The following is a 21,615-nucleotide window of genomic DNA, read 5'->3' as shown; positions in this document are numbered from 1 at the left end:
ATGGCACAACGGCGCGAAAGAAGCGATCGTTCCTACTCATACCTCTCCCGCTTGTGACAAGCATCAAAAACGATCCGACACGGCGCCGTAACGATCCGAAACGGTGAAGGCGCTCCGTGCCCGACCCGCACTGAACGCATATCTCCGTACAACCATCCTTCGACCAAGGTCGCACGCCACCGGCGCAGGAATCCGTTCGCAGGTCTGGGCGAACGGACTAGTCTCTCGATCACAACGCTGGCCCAGGCCCGATGACGTTCCAGGGCAATCAACAAACATATGGGCTGGAGGAAACGCACATTCGCGCTCGGGCTTTTGAGCGCGGCTCCGCCGTGCGCGGGGAGAAGATGCGCTGGCCCACCTTTGGTCCCAGAGCATGCAAGAGAGCTTCTCGTCTCCGTTCATCCGCTATCCGATCGGCACCTCGCTGCTGATGGCGGGCATCCTGTTCGTTGGCCTCGTGGCCTACCCTCTGCTGCCGGTTGCGCCGCTGCCGCAGGTCGACTTTCCGACCATCCAGGTTTCCGCGTCGCTTCCCGGCGGTAGCCCCGAAACCATGGCCTCCTCCGTGGCGCAGCCGCTCGAGCGCCAGCTCGCGCAAATCCCGGGCATCGCGCAGATGACGTCGACGAGCTCGCTCGGCTCGGCATCGATCACCATCCAGTTCGATCTTAATCGCCCGATCGATGCCGCCGCCAACGACGTGCAGGCTGCGATCAACGCAGCGAGCGGCCAATTGCCGAAGAACCTCCCCTCGCCGCCGACTTATCGCAAGGTCAACCCGGCGGACTCGCCGATCATGATCCTGTCGGCAACTTCCGACACGCTGCCCCTGACCACCGTCAGCGACCTTACCGACGCCCAGCTTGCGCAGCAGATCAGCCAGATTCCCGGTGTCGCGCAGGTGTTTGTCGGCGGGCAGCAGAAGCCCTCGGTGCGCATCCAGGTCGATCCGGCCAAGCTGGTCGCCAAGGGCCTGTCGCTGGAGGACGTGCGCAGCCAGATCGCGGTTGCAACCACGGACAGCCCGAAGGGCAACATCGACGGCACGCGGCGCGCCTACACTGTCTACGCCAACGACCAGCTGCTCGAGGCTACGCAGTGGCAGGATGTGATCATCGCTTATCGTAACGGAGCGCCTTTGCGGATTCGCGACATCGGCGAGGCGGTGTCGGGACCGGAGGACATGAAGACCGCTGCCTGGGCCGACGGCAAGCGCGGCGTGTTCCTCGTCATTTTCAAGCAGCCAGGCGCCAACGTCATCGAGACGGTCAACCGCATCACGCAGAAGCTGCCGCGGCTGATCGCGGCGATCCCGCCCGCGATCAGCATCAAGATCATCAGCGACCGCACCATCACCATCCGCGCCGCGGTCGACGAGGTGCAGATCACGCTCATGATCACCATCGCGCTGGTGGTGATGGTGATCTTCATCTTCCTGCGCAGCTTCTGGGCCACGATCATCCCGAGCATCACCGTGCCGCTGGCCCTGCTCGGGGCCTGCTCGCTGATGTGGGTGTTCGGCTACTCGGTGGACAATCTCTCGCTGATGGCGCTGACCATCGCGGTCGGCTTTGTGGTCGACGACGCTATCGTGATGCTGGAGAACATCACGCGCTATGTCGAGCGGGGCGAGAACCCGGTCACCGCCGCCTACAAGGGCGCGGCCGAGATCGGCTTCACCATCGTCTCCATCAGCATATCGCTGGTCGCCGTGCTGATTCCGCTGCTGCTGATGGGCGGCATTATCGGCCGGCTATTTCGCGAATTTGCGGTGACGCTGTCGATGGCGATCTTCGTCTCGCTCGTGGTGTCGCTGACCCTGACGCCGATGATGGCCTCGCGTTTTCTACGTTCCGGCCACGAGGCCCGCGGCGGGCGCTTCTACCAATGGAGCGAGCGGCTGTACGAGCGGCTGCTCGGCGCCTACGAGCGCGGGCTCGACCTCGCGCTGCGGCATAGTCTCGTCACGCTCTGCGTTTTTTTCGCCACCGTCGCGCTGTCGGCGCTGCTGTTCATCCTGATCCCCAAAGGCTTCTTCCCGCAGCAGGACAACGGATTCCTCACCGCGGTGTCGGAAATGCCCCAGGACATCTCCTTCGCCGAGATGAAGCGGCGGCAGGAGGCGCTCAATGCCATTGTGCAGGCCGACCCCGCCGTCGATTCCATCGCGATGTTCATCGGCGGGGGTGGCACGGCGCTCAATTCGGGGCGCATGTATATCACGCTGAAGCCGCTCGGGGAGCGCGACGCCAATGCGCAACAGATCATCGCGCGGCTGCGGCCGAAGCTCGCCAAGGTCGAGGGCGCGCGCCTCTATATGCAGGCGTCGCAAGACGTACGGCTCGGCGGTCGCGCCACCCGCACCCAGTTCGAGTTCACGCTCCAGGACGCCAATCTCGCCGAATTGGACGCATGGGCGCCCAAGATCCTGACGGAGATGAGAGGCCTGCCGGAGCTTCGCGACGTCGCCACCGACCAGCAGACCGAGGGCACGACGGTGCAGCTCACGATCAATCGCGACACCGCCGCACGCTACGGCATCCAGCCGCAGTTGATCGACGACACGCTCTACGATGCCTTCGGCCAACGCCAGGTGGCGCAATATTTCACGCAGACCAACAGCTATCATGTCGTGCTCGAGATCACGCCGGCGCTGCAAGGCAAGCTCGACACGCTCGACAAGCTCTACATCAAGTCGCCGCTGAGCGGCGACGAGGTCCCGCTCTCTGTCATCTGTCGCTGGACCAACGAGCCGGTGCGGCCGCTCGCGATCGCGCATCAGAGCCAGTTTCCGGCGGTGACGATCAGCTTCAACCTTGCCGAGGGCGTTGCGCTGGGACAGGCGACCGCCGCCGTAATGCGCGCGGTCGGCGAGATGGGTGCGCCGCCGACGCTGTCAATGAGCTTCCAGGGGACTGCGCAGGCGTTCCAGCAGTCGCTCGGCACCGTGCCGATGCTGATCCTCGCCGCACTCGTCGTGGTCTATCTGGTGCTGGGGGTGCTGTACGAGAGCTATATCCATCCGCTGACCATCCTGTCCACGCTGCCGTCGGCCGGCGTCGGCGCGATCGCGATCCTGATGGTCTTCGGCTTTGATTTCAGCCTGATCGCCCTGATCGGGGTCATCCTCCTGATCGGCATCGTCAAGAAGAACGGCATCATGATGGTGGACTTCGCCATCGCCGCCGAGCGCGAGCAGCATCTGACGCCAGAGCAGTCGATCCGCCAGGCAGCACTGCTGCGCTTCCGGCCGATCATGATGACGACGATGGCGGCGCTGCTCGGCGGCGTCCCCCTGATGCTCGGCACCGGCACCGGCGCCGAGATCCGTCAACCGCTCGGCTACGCCATGGTCGGCGGTCTCGTGGTCAGCCAGGCGCTCACCTTGTTCACGACCCCCGTCATCTACCTTTACCTCGACCGCTTCTCCAACACGTTGTCACGCTGGATGGAGAAGAAGCCGAAGCCGGAGGCCGAGAGCGAAGAGCAGAAGGACGCGGCGGAGTGAGCTGGGCTCGCGCTAACCCAGCCCCTGCAGCACCAGCCGGTTCAGCCTTGCGGCAAACGCGGCGGGATCCTCCGGCAGCTCGCCGTCCAGAATCTGCGCCTGTTCGAGCAGGAGCAGGCTGAGATCGTCGACCGTCTTCGAGCCGGCCTGCGCCCTGGTGATCGCCGTGACCATGGGATGGCGCAAATTGATCTCCAGGATCGGCCTGGTGCGCATGCCGCGGTTCTGCTGCGCCAGGATGCGCTCGAGCTCGCGGCTCGGACCCTGGCTGTCGGCGACGAGGCAGGAGGCGGAGCTGGTGAGGCGGGTCGAGGCCTTGACATCGCTGACGCGCTCGCCAAGCGTCGCCTTGATCACCGCGATGGTGGCGGCCTCGTCCGCCTCGGGCTCGTCCTTCTTCGCCTCGTCCTTCTCGTCGACGCGCGGGATCAGGTCGAGATTGAGATCGCCCTGACTCAGCGACTTCAGCGGCTTGCCCTCGAACTCGGTCGGCATCGAGGTCCAGAACGCATCGACCGGATCGGACAGCAGCAGTACCTCAATGCCGCGTGCGGTCGCAGCTTCCAGCCGCGGACTGGACTTCAGCCGCTCGATGCTGTCGCCGACGAGATAATAGATCTCGGTCTGGTTCGGCTTGAAATCGGCGACGACGTCCTTGAGCGCGCGCTTCTCGCCGGTGGTGGTGGTGAAGCGAGACAGCGCGAGCAACTTCTCGCGGCGCTCGAAATCCTCGTAGATGCCCTCTTTCAGCACCGCACCGAAGGCGTCCCAGATCCTTGCGAAATTCTCCGCATCCTTCTCGGCGAGGGTTTCGAGCTCGTTGACGACGCGGGTCGCAACGGCCTTGCGGATCTGCACCAGCTGCGGGTTGTTCTGGAGCATCTCGCGCGAGATGTTGAGCGGGAGATCCTCGCTGTCGACGACGCCGCGGATGAAGCGGAGATAGCCGGGCAAGAGATCCGCATCATCGGTAATGAAGACGCGGCGGACATAGAGCTTGACGCGGCCCTTGCGGTTCGGCTCGAACAGATCGAACGGCTTGGTCGACGGCGCGAACAGCAGCACGGCGTAGGAGTAGCGGCCCTCGGCGCGATAATGCAGCGTCATCGCAGGATCGTCGAAGGCGGAGGCAATCTGCTGATAGGCCTTCTTGTAGTCCTCCGTCGATAGCTCGGATTTCGAGCGCTGCCACAGCGCGCTCGCCGAGTTGATCTGGCGCGGCTCGCCCTCTTCCGGCACGAGCTCGATCGGGAAGAGGATGTTGTCGGAATAAGCACTAACGATGCGCTCGATCTCGTAGGTCTCGAGATATTTCTTCGCATCGTCCTTCAGGTGCAGCACGATCTCGGTGCCGCGCGCCACGCGGGCCGCCTCCTCGTCGCTTGCGCGTGCGATCTCGAAGCCGGAGCCGCCTGAGGACGTCCAGGTCCAGACATCGCTCTCGCCGGCGCGGCGGCTGACGACGACGATCTTCTCGGCGACCATGAAGGCGGAATAGAAGCCGACCCCGAACTGGCCGATCAGGCCGAGGCCGTCCTTGGCCTCCTTCAGCTTCGACACGAAGGCCTTGGTGCCGGAGCGGGCGATGGTGCCGAGATGGTCGATCAGCTCCTGCCGCTCCATGCCGATGCCGTTGTCGGCGATCGTGAGCGTCGTGGCCGTCCTGTTCGGGATGATCCGGATCTTGAGTGCGTCGCCCTCACCCAGCAGTGCAGGACTGGCGATCGCCTCGTAACGCAGCTTGTCGCAGGCATCCGAGGCGTTGGAGACCAGCTCGCGCAGGAAGATGTCGGTCTCGGAATAGACGGAGTGCACCATCAGGTGCAGCAGTTCGGAAACCTCGGCCTGGAAAGGCTGCGTATGCGTGGCCGTATCGGACGTCGTCATGCGTTTACCCGGTCAATCAAAAGTGAAGAAACCCGGGATATAACGCGATGGGATAGGGGATCAAGTGGACATGTAGGACCGCCGTCCCGGCGGGAGGCCGGTTTTGCATGTGGGACGAGGCCGATCAGGTCACGCAGCGGCCGGGCTGCAGCAGCTTGGCGACCTCGGTCAGGGAGCTGACCATCGGCTCGCAAGCGATCGTCGGCTTGCGGCCCGGCTTCAGCATCGTAGGAGCGGACTTGGCGTTGCCGGTCTCGATCACCGCGGGGACCCGGAGCAGCACGGACGTATCGGTCAGATCGTTCAGCCGCATCGAGACGGTGCGGGTGGCAACCGCCGCCGGCTTCAAGTCGCCGAGCCGGTCGGACTTGCCGGCACGATTGACGTCGTGACTAGCAACGCTGCGAGCTGAGGTTTGGGCCGGCTGTTCGGCGAGCGCCTGCCAGCGGTCGGCCAGATCGTGGCCGGAGGCCAGTTGCACCGCGCCAACCTGGACGGCGCCAAGCGTCGCGGCGAGTGCGACGGCACCAAAGAATACCTTTTGAAAAAATACCTTTTGAATCTGTGGCATAGCTGTCGGCCCCTCGCCCCATGGCGGTCAAGGGAACAACGCGAGCGGAGGGCCGGAGTTTCCCGGACGTTAAGATCACTTAACCGTGTGCGGAAACCACAGAATGCCTGCGAAAAATTTTTGCAGGCCGCTTGGAACGACTCCTGCGCCGGGGAGTCGTCTCAGCAGCCGGCTATTCCCCCCTGCCCCATAAGCCGGCGATGTAGGGCGCGACTGTGGTGATGCCAGTCGCGCCTTACTTTTGTCTGCGCAAATCTCGCCAACCATAATTTCCGCCCCACCTTCCGCCCCCAAGGGCGGATCATCCAGGGGTATATCTTTCCAGATCGACGTTCACGCGACCGTTGCGGAGAGCATCCCAATTTGCGTCCGACCCGTCCCCCAGGGAGGACACGAGTCGGACGCCGGTTATTCACGTCTCGCGTCGGTCAACCCAAGGCTGAGACATTAGTGCAATCAACAGGCAAGATCGCGGCTTCGCAATCTTCCGCGGCGGATTGCCCAGCGTTCATGGCTATGGCGCATCACGCGATCGAGCGCCGCCCGTGAACCCAAGGTTTTCTCGGGGATGCAGGCGATGACGGCATTGCGATCCTCGATGAATTGCTCGTCGACAATCCATGTCCGCAGTTCTTCACCGGCGAGCCTTGCTGCGATCCGGTCGGGCGTCGGATCAATGTCGTGGGCGACCAATACGTTCATCACGATCCGACCGCCCGGTGCCAAGCGGGCGCGGATGGCGTCGCAGGTCTCAGCATCAAACTCTTCCGTGAAACGGAATCCCGGTCCACCAACGTCGATCGCAATGCCGTCGTAATATGCGCGGTCATCGAACACGAATTTTCGAAAGTCGGAGACGATGCATGGCAACTCGTCCGGAAGATCGAAATACTTGTGCGCGAGCAAGAAACTGATCGGGTTAATGTCGACGATGGTCAATCTCTTGCCGAGACGCCACAGGCGTGTCGCAAGATTTCCGCCGCCACAACCCAGGACGAGGATCTGTTCGGACCGAGACAAGAGTTCGTCCATGAGCTTCACATAGGTGAAGACGCTTTCGCCGTCTGGCGTCGCCTGGCTTTGCCGGATGCCGTCTTCGAAGTACACGCGCGTGCCATCCCAAGAACATTCGACGATATCGATCTGTCCGTTCCTCCCTTGATAACGACCCAACAATTTCACGACACCAAAGACCTTAATCGGCGGGCATTAAAACACATGCATTAAACATCTCTTATCATGTAATTTGCGGTGCGCCAACTGTTTCGACTATCGCTGATAATGTTTCCGCATTCCGGGAGAAAAATTCGATACAAGTCTCCGACCTCTATCCCTTTAGGGCGGTGCGATCCGGTCACTGATATATTGTGCATCTAAATTGATGCTTGAAGTTGGATTTTGGATGGTGTAAATATACTGCATGAGGATCGCACTGGAGGCCGCCATTTCATGATCACGGCCAATCAACTCAGGGCTGCTCGCGCGCTCCTGAATATAGACCAGCGGCAGACGGCCGAACTCGCTGGCCTTTCAGTCCCCACCATTCAGCGCATGGAAGCGAGTGACGGAGTTATCCGTGGGAACGTCGATTCTCTGATGAAATTGGTTTCTGCGCTGGAGAATGCCGGGATCGAATTGATCAATCCGGGCGTTGCGAGCTCGGCCGGGGGTCGAGGCGTTCGCCTCAGGGAGCACGTCGCGAAGCCGAAAATGAAGAACATGAAGCAGCCCAAGCCCTCTTCGCCGCGAACTTTGGAACGGGCGCGATAACCCGCCGAGGCAAGATGGGTTTCTCGATCGAGGCCCCCTGCGATCACGCCGGCCTGGAATAGCCCTCCCACCGAACTTCAAATGGAATTGGCGTGATCGGCCGTCCGATCGAGCAGGGCGAGAAGTCCCTGCAAGATCATGTTGGGCGGCGGAGGACAGCCGGGAATATGAAGATCAACGGGAACTACCTGCGAGACCCCTCCTACCACCGCATAGCTGCCGGCGAAGCAGCCGCCATCCCGAGCGCAATCTCCCACGGCGACGACCCATTTCGGGTTGGGGGTCGCATGATAGGTGCGCTCCAACGCCTCGCGCATGTTCTTCGTCACCGGCCCGGTTACCATCAATACATCGGCATGACGCGGCGACGCTACGAACCGGAGGCCGAAGCGCTCGACGTCGTAGTAGGCATTGTTCAACGCCTGGATTTCAAGTTCGCATCCGTTGCAAGATCCAGCATCGACCTCGCGTATCGAGAGGCTTCGGCCGAGACGCCGTCGTGCCGCGCGACCGACGGCCGTGGCGAGCTCGGTCACTGCGGCGTCGTCCGGTGACGGTGCTTGCTCGGTGAACGGCCGGCGAAACAGGCTCTCAAAAAGCAGCTTGCGCATCTGGTGCCGTTCCTCAGAGATCGTGGCCCGAATAGGAGCAATTGAAGGATTTGTTGCAGAGCGGAAAGTCGGCGATGATGTTGCCCTCGATCGCGGCCTCTAGAAGCGGCCATTGAAACCACGACGGGTCGCGCAGATGGCATCGTTCGACCCGGCCATCCCGCAAGCGGAGCCAAACCAGGACGTCGCCGCGAAATCCCTCGACGATCGCCATGCCTTCCCGCACCTCCCGCCGGTGCCCCGCATGCGTTCCCGGCGGGCCATCGGGAAGCCGGTCCAATATTTGGTCGATCAGCAGAAGGCTCTGTTCGACCTCGCGCACGCGGATCCAGACGCGTGCGTTGACATCCCCCTCGTTCAGGACCGGGACTTCGAAGCGCAGCGCGTCATACGGTGGATACTTAAGTGTGCGTCGCGCATCGAAGGACCGACCGGATGCGCGGCCTATGTAGCCTCCAGCGGCATACTGCTTGGCAAATGCGGGCTTAAGCACGCCCGTATCGACCGTGCGATCTTGCAGCGATGCCGTATTGTCGTAGAGCTCGACCAAAGCAGGAAACCGCTGGCGGATGTTATCCAGCGCCGCCTGGATGGCTTCCCTCCCTTCATCGTTAAGGTCGCGGGTCACGCCACCGGGCACGATAATATCCCGCATCAGCCGATGACCGAATGCGATATGGGATGCGCGCAGAATGCTCTCTCGCAACACGCTGCAAAGAGCGTGCATCAGCGCGAAGGACGCGTCGTTGCAGATTGCACCGATGTCGCCGAGATGATTGGCGAGCCGCTCGAGTTCCGCGAGCAGCGCACGCAGCCAAACTGCACGATCGGGCACGACAAGCTGCAAGGCTGCTTCGGCCGCTCGCGAAAACGCAAAGGCGTAGGCGACTGCGCTGTCGCCTGACACACGTCCGGCGAGCTGAACAGCCCGTTCGAGATTGGCTCCAGCCATGAGACCCTCGATACCCTTATGGGTATATCCCAGCCGCTGTTCCAGCCGGGCCACGGTCTCACCGCTGGCCGTAAACCGAAAATGCCCCGGTTCGATAATTCCCGCATGCACCGGACCGACCGCGACCTGATGCAGGCCGTCGCCCTCCACCGGCAGGAAATGATAGGGCGGCGCCTTCGAAAATGCGTTGATGCGGTTTCCCAAGGGGAAGCGAACGGCCCAACGGTCGTGATCAAGCCACGGACGAATATCGGGCAAGCCTTCCGCTGACAATCCGAACAGATCGTTGATGGTGCGCTCCAATCGAAGCGCTGGCGGGTGGTGTTTGCCGACTGAAGGATAAGCGCGGTCGGGGCAATCCAGGCTGACAGTGGCAACTTCTGCCGTATGTCCATCCATAATCGCCATGTGCACCGTTGAGGGTTCCCCCCAAAGGCCAAGCAGGCTCCAGCGTCCGTGTGCCAGCTCACTTGCCGCAAACGTCCAAACGGAAGCATCGACTACAGCTCGCGGCCACGGGCTGTGTTGTTGGACCGGGCGGCCCTCCAGCAATAGATCGATCAGCGATGGCATATCCCGTTGATCTCCAAACTATCCAAGAAGGCGAGCCACGTGCTGGAACCAGGTAACGAGCGGCGCTGGAAGATAGATTCCCGCAATCAGAACCAGCGAGAGATGGGCAAACATCGGCACATAGGAAGCCTCGGCTGACTTCGTGCTGCCGCGAGGCTCGCCAAATGCGACGCTTGTCAGACGCAACGTCAAAGCGCCGAAGGCCAACAACAGCCCGAATACCAGTACGATCGCGAGCAGGGGCTGGCGTGCGAAGGTCGAGCTTACGACCAGAAATTCGCTCATGAAGATGCCGAGCGGCGGCACGCCGGCGATCGCGACGACGCCCGTCACCAGGCACCAGCCGAGCGCCGGATGGGTCACGGTCAAGCCCCGGATCCCGGAGATTCGCTGCGTGCCCTTGATCTGCGATATATGTCCGACCGCGTAGAAGATCGCGGACTTGGTCAGACTGTGCATCACCATGTGCAACAGTCCCGCGAAATTGGCGAGCGGGCCGCCCATGCCGAACGCGAACACGATGATGCCCATGTGCTCGATCGACGAATAGGCGAACAGCCGTTTGATGTCGCGTCGACGGTAGAGCATGAAAGCTGCGAAGACGAGCGAAACCAGGCCCATCGTCACCATAAGGGGGCCAGGAGCGATCGCTGCCGGATTGGCGGCCAGCAATATCTTGAAGCGCAATAGTGCGTAGAGCGCGACATTCAGCAGCAGCCCCGACAGTACCGCCGATATCGGCGTCGGACCTTCGGCGTGGGCGTCGGGCAGCCATGCGTGCAGCGGCGCCAAACCGACCTTGGTGCCGTAGCCGAGCAGCAGGAATATGAAAGCGACGTTGAGAAGCGCGGGATCGAAATTCGCGGCATGTCGGATCAACAGGGTCCAGATCATGCCGTCCTGGCCCTCGCCCACAACCGGCCGCGCCGCCATGTAGACCAAGATCGTGCCGAACAGGGCGAACGCTATTCCGACGCTCCCCAGAATGAAATATTTCCATGCCGCTTCCAAAGCGGCGTGGCTTCGATAGATGCCGACCATCAACACTGTGGTGAGCGTCGCAATTTCCACCGCGACCCACATCAGGCCGATATTGTTCGACACGAAAGCCAGGTTCATGCCGAACATCATGGTCTGATACATGGCGTGGTAGAAACGCAGATAAACCGGTGTCAACCGACCAGTCTCCAGTTCATGCGCGATGTAGCTGGCGCTAAACATGCTGGTCGTAAACCCCACGAAGGTGTTGAGCACGATGAAGACGATGTTGAGATCGTCGACGAGCACGTACGGCCCCGGCGGTGGACGTGCGATGACGAACAACGAGAGGGATGAAAGAAATGTCGCCAAGCTCGCCACGACGTTCAACCGCGCCGTCAGCCGATAACCCGGCAGTATGGCCAGCAACGCTGCCGAGCCGATCGGAATTATCAGGACAGCCGCCACCGGATCGAAGGAAAGTACGTTCATCGCCGTTCGCCCCGGTAGTCGTCGAGCGCGGAGACATCGACGGAATCGAAACGTTCGCGGATCCGGAACAGGAAGATGCCGATGACGATGAAGGCGATCAGGATCGAGAAGGCGACGCTGATCTCGACCACCAGCGGCATGCCCTTGGCGCCGGTTGCCGCCAGCACCAGCCCATTCTCGAGCGACATGAATCCGACGACCTGGCTGACGGCGTTGCGACGGGTCACCATGACCAGAAGTCCGAGCAGCACGACCGACAAGGCAAAAGCGAGATCCTCGCGCGCCAATGGATCGGCCTCCGCGGTCACCCGCAGCATCAGCACCATTGAGAGGGCAACTAGTGCCATCCCGGCCAGCATGGTCGGGCCGATCCCCACTGCCGATTCGATGTCGCGATGGATCCCCAGCTGCTTGACGATGCGATGCAGCGCCACCGGAATGATGATCGCTTTGAAGACGAGGGCGATTGTTGCCGTGATGTAAAGATGAGGTGCGTCCTGGACGAAGGCCTGCCAAGCGACGGAAAGCGCGAGCACAAAGGCATGAAGCGCAAAGACGTTGAGCAGCGAATAGAGCCTATCCTGGTACAGCATCATGAAGCTGATCAGGACGAGTCCGCCAGCCAGTGTGTGCGAAACGTCGAAGGAGAGGCTGTGCATCTGCATCAGAAGCTCTTTGACACGAACAGGAGAAGGGTGCCGAGCAGGCCCAGCATGAGAGCCGCACCGAGAAATTGCGGAACGCGAAAGACCCGCATTTTCGCCGTGGCGGTCTCGAACAGTGCGAGGAAAAAGCCCGCAGCCGCGAGCTTGACGAGGTAGGCGACGGCGCCGATGGCATAGGACAATGGACCGGTACCGAAGACTGCTATCTTCCAAGGCAGGAACACGCATGCGATCAGCGAGATATAGAGCAATAGCTTGAGAAAGGCGCCGAACTCGATCATCGCGAGATGACGGCCCGAATATTCGAGAACCATCGCTTCGTGCACCATGGTGAGCTCCAGGTGCGTCGCAGGATTGTCGACCGGAATTCGCGCGTTCTCCGCCAGGGCCACCATGATGAGCGCGATCACCGCCATTCCCAGCGATACCCGCAAGCCGACATACGACGAGGCCATGAAATTTGCGACCGTCGAAAGTTGGGTCGAGCCGGCAACCAGGGCAACACAAAATACAACCAGCAGCATCGCCGGCTCCGCCAGTGCAGCGATCATGACTTCGCGGCTGGCGCCGATGCCGCCAAAACTGGTGCCGACGTCCATGCCGGCCAGTGCCAGAAAGAAGCGCGCGCTTCCGAGCAGCGCCACGATGGCAATCAGGTCCGCCGTCCAGTTGAAGAGAAGGCCGGTAGCGAACGTCGGCACCAGGGCTGCGGCAACCCAGATCGCGGCGAAGGTCACATAGGGTGTTACGCGGAACAGCCAGGAGGCGTTGTCCGCCAGCACCACTTCCTTGCGGAGCAATCGCAGGAGATCCAGATACGGCTGAAAGACCGACGCTCCCTGGCGACGCACCAGGCGGGCCTTCATCTTGCGCACAAAGCCGGTCAGCAGCGGCGCCAGCAGCAGCACCAGGAGCATCTGCACGCCTTGCACAAGAATGCCCGACATCACGACCATATTGCGAGGACCAGAAGGAGTGTGACGAGGGTCGCAAAAACCAGGCTGAGATACCGCCGGATGGTCAGGAACTGCAGGCGATTGAGTTTATCGGCAGCGAAGCCAACGACGCCCGCTATCGGCTCATACATTCCCTCCCAGATCAGATCGTGCGATTCGATTCGCAGGCGCGCTGGCCTGATATCCCCGGGGGCCGGCATCTCGACATGATCGCGGGCGTGGAACACGAGCGTACCGAAAACGCGGCGAATGGGCTGAGCAAAGCTTCCGCCCGAATATTGGGCCGCGGGTGTCGGATCGGAAAACCCACAGCCCCAGGCCGGACCCCGCCTTAACGCATGAGAGGCAAAGCGATGAATAAAGACAACGGCGAACGAGGCGGATATCGCGATGAACACCATAACAAGCAATCCATTGTATGAACTGCGACTCTCCGCAATCGGCACGATCGAAAGCCAGGGCTCGTTGATCTGGATCGGCATGCGGCCGCCGAGGATCTGTAGCGTGATCGGCGAAAGCGCGTCGATCACGAGCCCTGGCAAAATTCCGGCCAGCAAGCAAAGCGCGGCGAGGATGAACATTGCCGAAAGCGAGTAGTGGTCGACTTCCTCCGCGGTTTCCGCCGCCACGCTACGTGGTCGCCCAAGAAAGGTCACGCCGTATGCCTTGACGAAACACGCCGCGGCTAACGCAGCAGCCAGGGCCAATAGAGCACCGACCGCAGGCACGGTGATCTTCAGCGCCCATTGCGGCAACTCCGGGCTCTGCAGCACGGCCTGGAACATGAGCCATTCCGAGACGAAGCCGTTGAAGGGTGGAAGCGCCGATATCGAGACACAGCCGACGAGAACGGCGAAGCTTGTGAACGGCATGCGGTGAATGAGACCACCCAGCTTGTCCATGTCCCGCTCGCCGGTCGCGATCAGGACGGCGCCGGCGCCGAAGAAAAGCAGACTCTTGAAGAAGGAGTGATTGAGAACGTGAAACAAGGCAGCAGCGAACGCGAGCGCGGCCAGCAGTTTCAGGCCGTTGGCCTGGAAGGCCAATGCAAGGCCGAGGCTTGCGAAGATGACGCCGATATTTTCGATCGTGCTGTAAGCGAGCAGGCGCTTGAGGTCCTTTTCCATCATCGCATACAAGATGCCCATTACGGCGGTGATGCCGCCAAGAGAAAGCACGATCACACTCGCCCACCAGCTCGGCTGTCCCAGCAGATCGAATACCACGCGAATAAAGCCGTAGATCGCGACCTTGGTCATGACACCGCTCATCAGCGCCGAAACGTGGCTGGGCGCTGCCGGATGAGCGAGCGGTAGCCAGACGTGCAGCGGCACCAGGCCGGCCTTTGAACCGGCTCCGAGCAGCATCAAGATCAACACCAACGTGGCCACGTAGGGCGTATGTTGAGCCGCGCGAATGGCGGCAAATTCGTAGTCTCCGGCCGGTCCCGCCAAAAGGCCGAAGGCCAGCAGCAATGCGAGCGTGCCGAAGCTCGCCATGACGAGGTAGACGTAACCGGCTTTCGCGTTGCCCGGTTCACGATGGTGCGCCATGACGAGCGCCCAGGACGCGAGCGACATGAATTCCCAACAAAGCAGATAGGAAAACGCGTCGCCCGCCAGCACCACAAGATTCATTCCTGCTAGAAAGGCGGGGAAGAAGGGCAACACGCGCTGCGGAGCCTCCTCATGATGGCCGTAACCGAGACCATAAAGGCTTGCCGATGTCCCTCCGAGATTGACGACAACAAGAAAAAACGAAGCCAGCCCGTCGAGCCGGAAATGGGCGCCAAGCCACGGCAACCCGATTGGGAGGGTCAGATCGGTGGCGTTCGCCGTATCGCCCAGCAACCAGTGAATGGATCCAATCAACGCAATCGCAGACGCGGCTAACGTCGCGCTATAGATGATGGTCGTGGCGATCGTTGAGCGGCTGAGAACAATCGCCAGGACTGCCGATCCAAGCATTCCGGCGACACAGAGCATTTGCAAGACGACAGCCGACATTACCTGCGCGCCTTCATTCCGCTTGGTGCTTTGTTTTCTATCCGATTGCTCAAATAGATTTTTGCCGATCCAGAATTGACGTTCAGGCGCACCCCGCGTCCCTCGGCGCTACTGACCGCCCCTTCGTCTATCAACTCAATGCCGGCGGCGTCGAGAGCCGCGATCAGCTTCACCAGCGAATCGACATTGCCCCGAACCATTTTCTCACTGGCCTCCATACGTTGGATGGTTGGCACCGAAAGCCCGGACATTTCTGCGAGCCGGCGCTGATCGATGCCGAGGAGCACCCTCGCCGCTCGCAATTGAGCCGCTGTAATCATCGGATTGCACTACTATCCGGGTTCGATCGAATACTATGCATCATCCCTGCATCGTAATTAATCATGTTATATTGTCAATAAGTGATATTTAAAACATCTAATCTAAGCGCAAACGCCTCCGGGAATTGTCGGCATCCAATGCGTCGCGCGCAATGACGGTGGAAATTCGTGAAGGGCGCGGCGTTGGCCCGGTTCGACAGCCTGCGTAATGCCAAGGGCGGGACGCCGACACCCGCGCTTAGGCTCGAGATGCAACGCGCGATGCAGACCTACGCGACGGTGTTTCGGTCGCGAAGCATTCTGCAAGAAGGCAGGCAAGTCTTGGCTGGAGTGCCCGACACTATCGGCCGAGCCCCGCAAGCCAGTCCCGCCCCTCGCCATAGAGCTTCTCGACCTCGGGGCCGGTCAGGCCCGGCATGTCGCGCTTGACCTTGTACCCGATCAGCTCCTGCATGTAGGCGAGATGGCGGTAGCCCTCAGGCAGCGCGGCGAGCGCCTTTTGGTCGAGTTGAAGGGTTGCGGTGGGATCGACCGGATCGATCCGATCCTTCTCGTAGATCGGCTGGCGGCGCACGATGCCCCATTTGCCAATACCTGATTGGTCATGCCGCTTCTCCACGAAATCGTAGAAGCGCCCGGTGCAGACGACGTCGCAGAGCACGTCGTGCACCAGGGCCCGCTGCGAGATCGTCATCTTGGTTTGCGCAATGGCCCGCTCGCCGGCGAGGTCGATGCTGGCGCCGCCGAGGAAATGCAGGATACGGACGCCCTTGGCAAAGCCCTCCTGGCTGACACGCATGAAATCCCGCGCCGGCCCCTGAAACCAGGTGGCGGACATCCAGCCCTCTTCGTGCCAGACAGTGGCAAAGCGCTCCCAGTCACCGGCATCGCGCCAAACCGCCCAGTTCTCGACGAGGTCGCGGATGGCGAGGCGATCGAGGAGTTGCTGGTCCATGGGCACGTCTCCGATGAGGGCAATGCGAGGTATGAGCGGTGAACACGACCCGCGTCAAGCAGGCACGAAAAATCCGGCGTGCCTTGCAGCACGCCGGATCGAATCATCATCGTCAGATAGCTCGCCGCAGCGCCTATTACGCCGCCGGCGCCTTCGGCGTGCGGTTGCGCGAGTTGCGCTGGAAGAACAGCGCCTGGCTTGCCACCGCCGACACCATCGCGGGCTGGAACGGCTTTGAGATCAGGAAAGCCGGCTCCGGACGCTCGCCGGTGAGGAAGCGCTCCGGATAGGCGGTGATGAACACCACCGGCACCTCGAAGGTGCGGAGCAGTTCGTTGACGGCATCCAGACCCGACGAGCCGTCGGCGAGCTGGATGTCGGCGAGGATGAGACCCGGCCGCTTGTTCTTGGCCAGCGCCACCGCATCGGCATGGGTGCGCGCGACGCCAACGACATTGTGACCGAGATTCTTCACCAGGCTCTCGAGGTCCATGGCGATGAAGGTCTCGTCCTCGATGATCAGGACGTCGGTCGCGATCTCGGCCGCCATCTCGCGGCCGGCGGCATCGGCCAGCCGCCGCGTCTCGGCGACATCGGTCGCGAGAATATAGGCGACTTCCTCTTCCGAAAATCCTTCGAGCGAGAGCAGCAGGAAGGCCTGCCGCGGCAGCGGCGTGATATTGGACAGCCGCCGCTCCGGCGGCATCGGCAGCGTCGCCACCTCGGCGTCGTCATTGACCGAGACGGAATTCCAGATCTGGGTGAACAGCCGGAACAGGCCGGCGCGCGGCCCATGGCTCTCGTCGAGCACCGACGGATCCCCCAGCATGGCTTCCAACATGGCTGCGACATAGGCGTCACCGGAGGCCTGGCTGCCCGTCAGGGCGCGTGCATACCGGCGCAACAACGGCAAGTGCTCAGCAACAAGCTGCGAACGGGACATCCCCACTCCATTCATTTCGGGCCAACCTCAAAAATCAGGAACTACAAGGGGGAGACCCGGGTTCCCCTACTGGGGCTAATTACGCTTCAGGATAAGAAAAGTTCCCATGGGCCTGGGAACTTTTTGTCGAAGCTCGAATTGAACTCATCCAGGGAACGGCTCCCGGTTGAGAAAACTTCTCGATTTTGCAGTCACTTAACTCGGGGAAACGTGGAACAGGTCATGAAAGATCTCAAGTCTCAAGCCAGCAAAAGCACGACCCCCGGCAAGGGAGGCCTCACTCCGGAGATCCAATCCCGGATCGGGCACCAACTGCGCGCCATGTACGACGACGTCGTGCGGCAGGGGGTTCCGGACCGGTTCGCGGAGCTCATCAAGAGGCTTGATGCGCCGGGAGGTGGATCCCAGAACGAGAATGGGGCTGGGGGCTCCAACGACAACAATGGGAGGGATTAATGCCTCTCACGAACTCCCTGCGTGACGACATCCTCGCGGCCGTGCCGAGCCTTCGCGCGTTCGCGATCTCGCTCAGCGGCAATGCGGACCGCGCCGACGATTTGGTTCAGGAGACGCTGTTGCGCGCACTCGCCAACATCGACTCATTCCAGCCCGGCTCCAACCTGCCGGCGTGGCTGTTCACGATCCTGCGCAACCTATTCCGCTCCGACTATCGCAAGCGGCGGCGCGAGGTCGAGGATGCCGAGGGCAACTATGCCAAGACGCTGAAGACGCAGCCCTCGCAGAACGCTCATCTCGAGTTCGAGGAGTTTCGCACCGCGCTCGAGAAGCTTCCGCAGGACCAGCGCGAAGCGCTCATCCTGGTCGGCGCCTCTGGCTTCTCCTATGAGGATGCGGCCTCGATCTGCGGCTGTGCGGTCGGCACCATCAAGAGCCGCGTCAACCGCGCGCGCTCGAAGCTCGCCGCGCTGCTCTATGTCGACGGCGCCGAGGACTTCGGGCCCGACGAGACCGTGCGCGCCGTAATCGGCGGCAGCGGCGGATAGCGCGTCAATCGACTGAAGGCGACAGCTGTGAAGGCGGCTGTTTGCGCGATCGCCTTTACGTGCGTGTGGGCAGTTTATTTCCGCTCAGTCACTTCTCGACGAACGTCACTGTGTCGACGACGGTTGCGCGCGTGGTGCGGTAGCTGTTGACCTGGTGCGCGTGGTCGGCATAGCCGAACGAGATGCCGCAGACGACACGGCGGTCGTCGGACAGGTTGAAGTGACGACGGATCAGGCCGGAATGGCGCGCAAGTGCTGCCTGCGGAATCGTGCCGAGCCCGAGCGCCTGGGCCGCGAGCATGAAATTCGACACGTAGGCCCCGCAATCGATCGCACCGTAGATGCCGAGCGGCTCGCTGGTGTGAATGATCGCGACATGCGGTGCGCCGAAGAAATTGTAATTCTCCAGCGCCTGCCTGGCGTAGCCCATCTTGTCGCCGCGGGGGATGCCCAGCGTGTTGTAGAGCTGGAATCCGCTCTCGCGGCGGCGTTCGAGATAGACGCCGACATATTCACGCGGCGGCGTGAAATCATAATCGTCGCCGAGGCCGCCCGATGCCTCCTTGTAGATCAGCTGGCGGAAGCGCTCCTTGGCCTCGCCGCTGGCAATGATGACCTGCCAGGGCTGGCTGTTGCACCAGGATGCGGTCCGCTGTGCCGTGGTCAGCACATGCTCGATGGTGGCGCGGTCGACGTCCTTGGGGAGAAACGCGCGGACGGAGTAGCGCTCGTTGAGGAGCCCTTCGAGCACGCCGATGCGGTCGTTCTGGTTGACTTTTGCGTCCATGGATCAGCTCGCGTTGTTCTCTTCGTAGGGTGGGTTAGCCGAAGGCGTAACCCACCACCTATGTCTCCGCGGAAATTAAAGAGGTGGGTTACGCTTCCGCTAACCCACCCTACGATTCCACGATTTGGGATCACCGCCCCTTGGTCGGGATCTTGTTATACGGCACATCCTTGTCGACGCGGATGTCGCCGGGCAGGCCCAGCACGCGCTCCGCGATGATGTTGCGCAAAATCTCGTCGGTGCCGCCGGCGATGCGCATCGAGGGCGAGGACAGCAGCATCTGCTGGAATTGCCCCTGCGCCGTTCCCTCGTCCACGCCCGTGAGAACACCGGCCGCGCCCTGGAGGTCCATCGCGTAGGTCGCGATGTCCTGAAGCATCATGCCAGACACCAGCTTGCCGATGGAATTCTCCGGGCCCGGCCGCTCGCCCTTGGACAGCGACGAGATCGCGCGGTAGCTGGTGTATTTCAGCCCGCTCGATTTCACCGCCCAGCTCGCAAGCTTCGAGCGCACGGCGGGATCGTCGATGGCAAGGCCATCCTCCAGCATCAAATTGGAGCAGAACTCGAACAATTCAGGCACGCCGGTCGCAAGGCGCGAGCCGATCGACATGCGCTCGTTCATCAGCGTGGTCAGCGACACGCTCCAGCCCTCGCCGACGGCGCCGAGCCGCTGGCTGTCGGGAATCACGACGTCGGTGAAATAGACCTCGTTGAACTCCTGCATGCCGTTGGCCTGCTTGATCGGCCGCACCTCGACGCCGGGGCTCTTCATGTCCAGGAAGAACATGGTGAGGCCCTTGTGCTTGGGCACGTTCGGATCGGTGCGCACGATCAACAGACCGAAGTCGGAATAATGTGCGCCCGAGGTCCAGATCTTCTGGCCGTTGACCACCCAATTGTCGCCGTTCTTCTCCGCGCGCGTGCGCAGACCCGCAACGTCGGAGCCGGCCGATGGCTCGGAGAACAGCTGACACCAGATCTCCTCGCCCGCGGCGAGCTTCGGCAGATAACGGCGCTTGGCATCTTCGCTGCCCCAGGCCATCACGGTTGGGCCGCACATGCCCTCGCCGATCTGGAACGGCTGCGTCAGCTTGCCGTAGACGCCCTCCTCCTGCTGCCAGATCACGCGCTCAATCGGCGTTGCGCCGCGACCGCCATATTCCTTCGGCCAGTGCAGGCAGGCCCAGCCGCCCTCCGCCTTCTTCTTCTGCCAGGCCTTACCGATCTCGACCATGTCATGCTTCGCAAGCCTGATGCGGCCGAGCGACGATTTTGACAGCTCCTGCTCGAACTCCCTCGGCGCGTTGGCGGCGACCCATCTGCGCGCGGTCTCGCGGAATGCGGCTTCCTGCGGCGTGTCGTCGAAATTCATGGCGGACCTCTAACCTCTTCCCTTGGTCGGGATCTCGTTGAATGGCACGTCCTTGTCGACACGGATATCGCCGGGTAGACCCAAGACCCGCTCGGCGACGATGTTGCGCATGATCTCGTCAGTGCCGCCTTCCACGCGCGTCCCCGGCGCACGCAGCAGCATCGCCTGAAAACGGCCGGCGACTTCGGCATCTTCCGGACCGCTGACGACACCGCTCGCGCCCTGCAGATCCAATGCGTAGGCCGCGACGTCCTGGATCATCGAGCCCGCGACCAGCTTGCCGATGGAATTTTCCGGACCCGGCCGCTCGCCCTTCGACAGCGCCGAGATCGCCCGCATGCTGGTGTAGCGCAGGCCGCTCGCCTTCACCGCCCAGTTGGCGAGCTTCGAGCGCACCGCGCGGTCCTCGATCGCAGGGCCGTCATCAAGCATCAGGCTCGAGCAATACTCGAACAGCTCCGGGAAGCCGGTCGACACGCCCGCACCGATCGACATGCGCTCGTTCATCAGCGTCGTCAGCGAGACGTTCCAGCCGTCGCCGACCTCGCCGAGGCGCTGATGGTCGGGGATGCGAACATCGGTGAAATAGACCTCGTTGAAGTCGGAGGCGCCGCTCGCCTGCTTGATCGGCCGCACTTCGACGCCGGGGCTCTTCATGTCCAGGAAGAACATGGTGAGGCCCTTGTGCTTGGGCACGGTAGGATCAGTGCGGGTGAGCAGGATGCCGTAATCTGAATAATGCGCACCCGAGGTCCAGATCTTCTGGCCGTTGATGAGCCAGTCGTCGCCGTCCTTTTCCGCGCGCGTGCGCAAGCCTGCGACGTCCGAGCCGCCGGCAGGCTCGGAGAATAGCTGGCACCAGACCTTTTCGCCGGAGGCGAGCGGCGGCAGATAGCTGCGCTTATGCTCCTCGCGCGCGAACGCCATCATGGTCGGCCCGCACATGCCGTGGCCGATGATGAACATGCCGGAGAGCTTGCCGAACGGCCCTTCTTCCTGCTGCCAGATCACACGCTCGATCGGCGAGGCGCCGCGACCGCCATAGTCCTTCGGCCAGTGCAGGCACGCCCAGCCGGCATCGGCCTTCCTCTTCTGCCAGGCCTTTGCGACTTCGAGAATGTTGGCGTCCCTGAGCTGGGTGCGGCCGAGCGACGATTTGCGCAGCTCCTCCTCGTGTTGCTTGGGCGCGTTCGCGCCGATCCAGGCGCGGGCAGTGGCTCGGAACTCGGCTTCCTGCGGGGTGTCGTCGAAGTTCATGG

Annotated in this window: 19 protein-coding genes; 4 read left to right on the top strand and 15 right to left on the bottom strand. The window is 62.0% G+C overall.

Going from position 1 to position 21,615, the window contains the following annotated elements:
• The first annotated feature begins 376 nt into the window (after positions 1-376).
• A complete protein-coding gene (locus ABID58_RS12380; protein ID WP_354032832.1) occupies positions 377-3,511 on the top strand; it encodes a multidrug efflux RND transporter permease subunit in 3,135 nt (1,044 codons plus the stop codon).
• Positions 3,512-3,523: 12 nt separating this feature from the next.
• Here ABID58_RS12380 and htpG read toward each other — a convergent pair whose 3' ends face one another.
• From htpG to ABID58_RS12365, 3 genes are all read right to left on the bottom strand, one after another.
• Positions 3,524-5,398: a molecular chaperone HtpG gene (htpG, locus tag ABID58_RS12375; protein ID WP_354032831.1), complete on the bottom strand. Its 1,875-nt coding sequence runs from the start codon at positions 5,396-5,398 to the stop codon at positions 3,524-3,526.
• A 124-nt stretch (positions 5,399-5,522) separates the two neighbouring features.
• On the bottom strand, positions 5,523-5,969 hold the full coding sequence (locus tag ABID58_RS12370; protein WP_148751748.1) for a hypothetical protein: 447 nt from the start codon (positions 5,967-5,969) through the stop codon (positions 5,523-5,525).
• Positions 5,970-6,425: 456 nt separating this feature from the next.
• On the bottom strand, positions 6,426-7,076 hold the full coding sequence (locus ABID58_RS12365) for a spermidine synthase (RefSeq protein WP_354032830.1): 651 nt from the start codon (positions 7,074-7,076) through the stop codon (positions 6,426-6,428).
• A 342-nt stretch (positions 7,077-7,418) separates the two neighbouring features.
• Between ABID58_RS12365 and ABID58_RS12360 the strand changes: the two genes are divergently transcribed.
• On the top strand, positions 7,419-7,739 hold the full coding sequence (locus ABID58_RS12360; RefSeq protein WP_148751746.1) for a helix-turn-helix domain-containing protein: 321 nt from the start codon (positions 7,419-7,421) through the stop codon (positions 7,737-7,739).
• A gap of 77 nt (positions 7,740-7,816) precedes the next feature.
• Here the strand turns inward: ABID58_RS12360 and ABID58_RS12355 are convergent, their stop codons facing one another.
• The 9 genes from ABID58_RS12355 to ABID58_RS12315 all read right to left on the bottom strand — a co-directional run bounded on the left by ABID58_RS12355 (position 7,817) and on the right by ABID58_RS12315 (position 17,190).
• Complete coding sequence (locus tag ABID58_RS12355; RefSeq protein WP_354032829.1) at positions 7,817-8,350, bottom strand: NADH-quinone oxidoreductase subunit B family protein; 534 nt, start codon at positions 8,348-8,350, stop codon at positions 7,817-7,819.
• A 13-nt stretch (positions 8,351-8,363) separates the two neighbouring features.
• The gene (locus tag ABID58_RS12350; RefSeq protein WP_354032828.1) at positions 8,364-9,875 is read right to left on the bottom strand and encodes a hydrogenase large subunit; all 1,512 of its coding nucleotides are present in this window, start codon (positions 9,873-9,875) and stop codon (positions 8,364-8,366) included.
• Positions 9,876-9,893: 18 nt separating this feature from the next.
• Positions 9,894-11,345 carry a hydrogenase 4 subunit F gene (locus ABID58_RS12345; RefSeq protein WP_354032827.1) on the bottom strand — a complete coding sequence of 484 codons (1,452 nt, stop codon included), beginning with the start codon at positions 11,343-11,345 and terminating at the stop codon, positions 9,894-9,896.
• A complete protein-coding gene (locus ABID58_RS12340) occupies positions 11,342-12,004 on the bottom strand; it encodes a hydrogenase-4 component E (protein WP_354033037.1) in 663 nt (220 codons plus the stop codon). The genes ABID58_RS12345 and ABID58_RS12340 overlap by 4 nt, the downstream gene beginning before the upstream one ends.
• A gap of 5 nt (positions 12,005-12,009) precedes the next feature.
• Entirely contained in the window at positions 12,010-12,966 is a 957-nt protein-coding gene (locus tag ABID58_RS12335) for a respiratory chain complex I subunit 1 family protein (RefSeq protein ID WP_148751741.1), read from the bottom strand.
• Positions 12,957-14,972 carry a hydrogenase 4 subunit B gene (gene hyfB / locus ABID58_RS12330; protein WP_354032826.1) on the bottom strand — a complete coding sequence of 672 codons (2,016 nt, stop codon included), beginning with the start codon at positions 14,970-14,972 and terminating at the stop codon, positions 12,957-12,959. The genes ABID58_RS12335 and hyfB overlap by 10 nt, the downstream gene beginning before the upstream one ends.
• Complete coding sequence (locus tag ABID58_RS12325; RefSeq protein ID WP_354032825.1) at positions 14,972-15,292, bottom strand: helix-turn-helix domain-containing protein; 321 nt, start codon at positions 15,290-15,292, stop codon at positions 14,972-14,974. The genes hyfB and ABID58_RS12325 overlap by 1 nt, the downstream gene beginning before the upstream one ends.
• A 340-nt stretch (positions 15,293-15,632) precedes the next feature.
• Entirely contained in the window at positions 15,633-16,247 is a 615-nt protein-coding gene (locus ABID58_RS12320) for a nuclear transport factor 2 family protein (protein WP_354032824.1), read from the bottom strand.
• A 136-nt stretch (positions 16,248-16,383) separates the two neighbouring features.
• Positions 16,384-17,190: a response regulator gene (locus ABID58_RS12315; RefSeq protein WP_187434896.1), complete on the bottom strand. Its 807-nt coding sequence runs from the start codon at positions 17,188-17,190 to the stop codon at positions 16,384-16,386.
• 222 nt (positions 17,191-17,412) lie between these two features.
• On the opposite strand from ABID58_RS12315, the gene ABID58_RS12310 reads away from it, so the two are divergent.
• Both ABID58_RS12310 and ABID58_RS12305 read left to right on the top strand, forming a co-directional pair.
• Positions 17,413-17,646 (top strand): NepR family anti-sigma factor, encoded by a 234-nt coding sequence (locus tag ABID58_RS12310; RefSeq protein WP_187434895.1) that lies wholly within the window; start codon positions 17,413-17,415, stop codon positions 17,644-17,646.
• Positions 17,646-18,194: a sigma-70 family RNA polymerase sigma factor gene (locus ABID58_RS12305; RefSeq protein WP_128954138.1), complete on the top strand. Its 549-nt coding sequence runs from the start codon at positions 17,646-17,648 to the stop codon at positions 18,192-18,194. Before ABID58_RS12310 ends, ABID58_RS12305 begins: the two co-directional genes overlap by 1 nt.
• An 88-nt stretch (positions 18,195-18,282) precedes the next feature.
• On the opposite strand, the gene ABID58_RS12300 is transcribed toward ABID58_RS12305, so the two are convergent.
• From ABID58_RS12300 to ABID58_RS12290, 3 genes are all read right to left on the bottom strand, one after another.
• Positions 18,283-18,981, bottom strand: a complete 699-nt coding sequence (locus tag ABID58_RS12300; protein ID WP_354032823.1) for a nitroreductase — start codon at positions 18,979-18,981, stop codon at positions 18,283-18,285.
• 130 nt (positions 18,982-19,111) lie between these two features.
• Complete coding sequence (locus tag ABID58_RS12295) at positions 19,112-20,356, bottom strand: acyl-CoA dehydrogenase (protein ID WP_354032822.1); 1,245 nt, start codon at positions 20,354-20,356, stop codon at positions 19,112-19,114.
• A 9-nt stretch (positions 20,357-20,365) separates the two neighbouring features.
• Positions 20,366-21,613 (bottom strand): acyl-CoA dehydrogenase, encoded by a 1,248-nt coding sequence (locus tag ABID58_RS12290; protein ID WP_354032821.1) that lies wholly within the window; start codon positions 21,611-21,613, stop codon positions 20,366-20,368.
• Positions 21,614-21,615 lie beyond the last annotated feature (2 nt).

The sequence above is a fragment of the Bradyrhizobium sp. S3.2.6 genome (assembly GCF_040546885.1).
Lineage (GTDB): Bacteria > Pseudomonadota > Alphaproteobacteria > Rhizobiales > Xanthobacteraceae > Bradyrhizobium > Bradyrhizobium cytisi.
This window is presented reverse-complemented; position numbering and strand designations above follow the sequence as displayed.

Bases quoted from the DNA above. Each gene is read 5' to 3' on its own strand.
- ABID58_RS12380 (WP_354032832.1), top strand. From the start codon at position 377: ATGCAAGAGAGCTTCTCGTCTCCGTTCATCCGCTATCCGATCGGCACC.
- htpG (WP_354032831.1), bottom strand. From the start codon at position 5,398: ATGACGACGTCCGATACGGCCACGCATACGCAGCCTTTCCAGGCCGAG.
- ABID58_RS12370 (WP_148751748.1), bottom strand. From the start codon at position 5,969: ATGCCACAGATTCAAAAGGTATTTTTTCAAAAGGTATTCTTTGGTGCC.
- ABID58_RS12360 (WP_148751746.1), top strand. From the start codon at position 7,419: ATGATCACGGCCAATCAACTCAGGGCTGCTCGCGCGCTCCTGAATATA.
- ABID58_RS12355 (WP_354032829.1), bottom strand. From the start codon at position 8,350: ATGCGCAAGCTGCTTTTTGAGAGCCTGTTTCGCCGGCCGTTCACCGAG.
- ABID58_RS12350 (WP_354032828.1), bottom strand. From the start codon at position 9,875: ATGCCATCGCTGATCGATCTATTGCTGGAGGGCCGCCCGGTCCAACAA.
- ABID58_RS12345 (WP_354032827.1), bottom strand. From the start codon at position 11,345: ATGAACGTACTTTCCTTCGATCCGGTGGCGGCTGTCCTGATAATTCCG.
- ABID58_RS12340 (WP_354033037.1), bottom strand. From the start codon at position 12,004: ATGCACAGCCTCTCCTTCGACGTTTCGCACACACTGGCTGGCGGACTC.
- ABID58_RS12335 (WP_148751741.1), bottom strand. From the start codon at position 12,966: ATGGTCGTGATGTCGGGCATTCTTGTGCAAGGCGTGCAGATGCTCCTG.
- hyfB (WP_354032826.1), bottom strand. From the start codon at position 14,972: ATGTCGGCTGTCGTCTTGCAAATGCTCTGTGTCGCCGGAATGCTTGGA.
- ABID58_RS12325 (WP_354032825.1), bottom strand. From the start codon at position 15,292: ATGATTACAGCGGCTCAATTGCGAGCGGCGAGGGTGCTCCTCGGCATC.
- ABID58_RS12320 (WP_354032824.1), bottom strand. From the start codon at position 16,247: ATGGACCAGCAACTCCTCGATCGCCTCGCCATCCGCGACCTCGTCGAG.
- ABID58_RS12315 (WP_187434896.1), bottom strand. From the start codon at position 17,190: ATGTCCCGTTCGCAGCTTGTTGCTGAGCACTTGCCGTTGTTGCGCCGG.
- ABID58_RS12310 (WP_187434895.1), top strand. From the start codon at position 17,413: ATGAAAGATCTCAAGTCTCAAGCCAGCAAAAGCACGACCCCCGGCAAG.
- ABID58_RS12305 (WP_128954138.1), top strand. From the start codon at position 17,646: ATGCCTCTCACGAACTCCCTGCGTGACGACATCCTCGCGGCCGTGCCG.
- ABID58_RS12300 (WP_354032823.1), bottom strand. From the start codon at position 18,981: ATGGACGCAAAAGTCAACCAGAACGACCGCATCGGCGTGCTCGAAGGG.
- ABID58_RS12295 (WP_354032822.1), bottom strand. From the start codon at position 20,356: ATGAATTTCGACGACACGCCGCAGGAAGCCGCATTCCGCGAGACCGCG.
- ABID58_RS12290 (WP_354032821.1), bottom strand. From the start codon at position 21,613: ATGAACTTCGACGACACCCCGCAGGAAGCCGAGTTCCGAGCCACTGCC.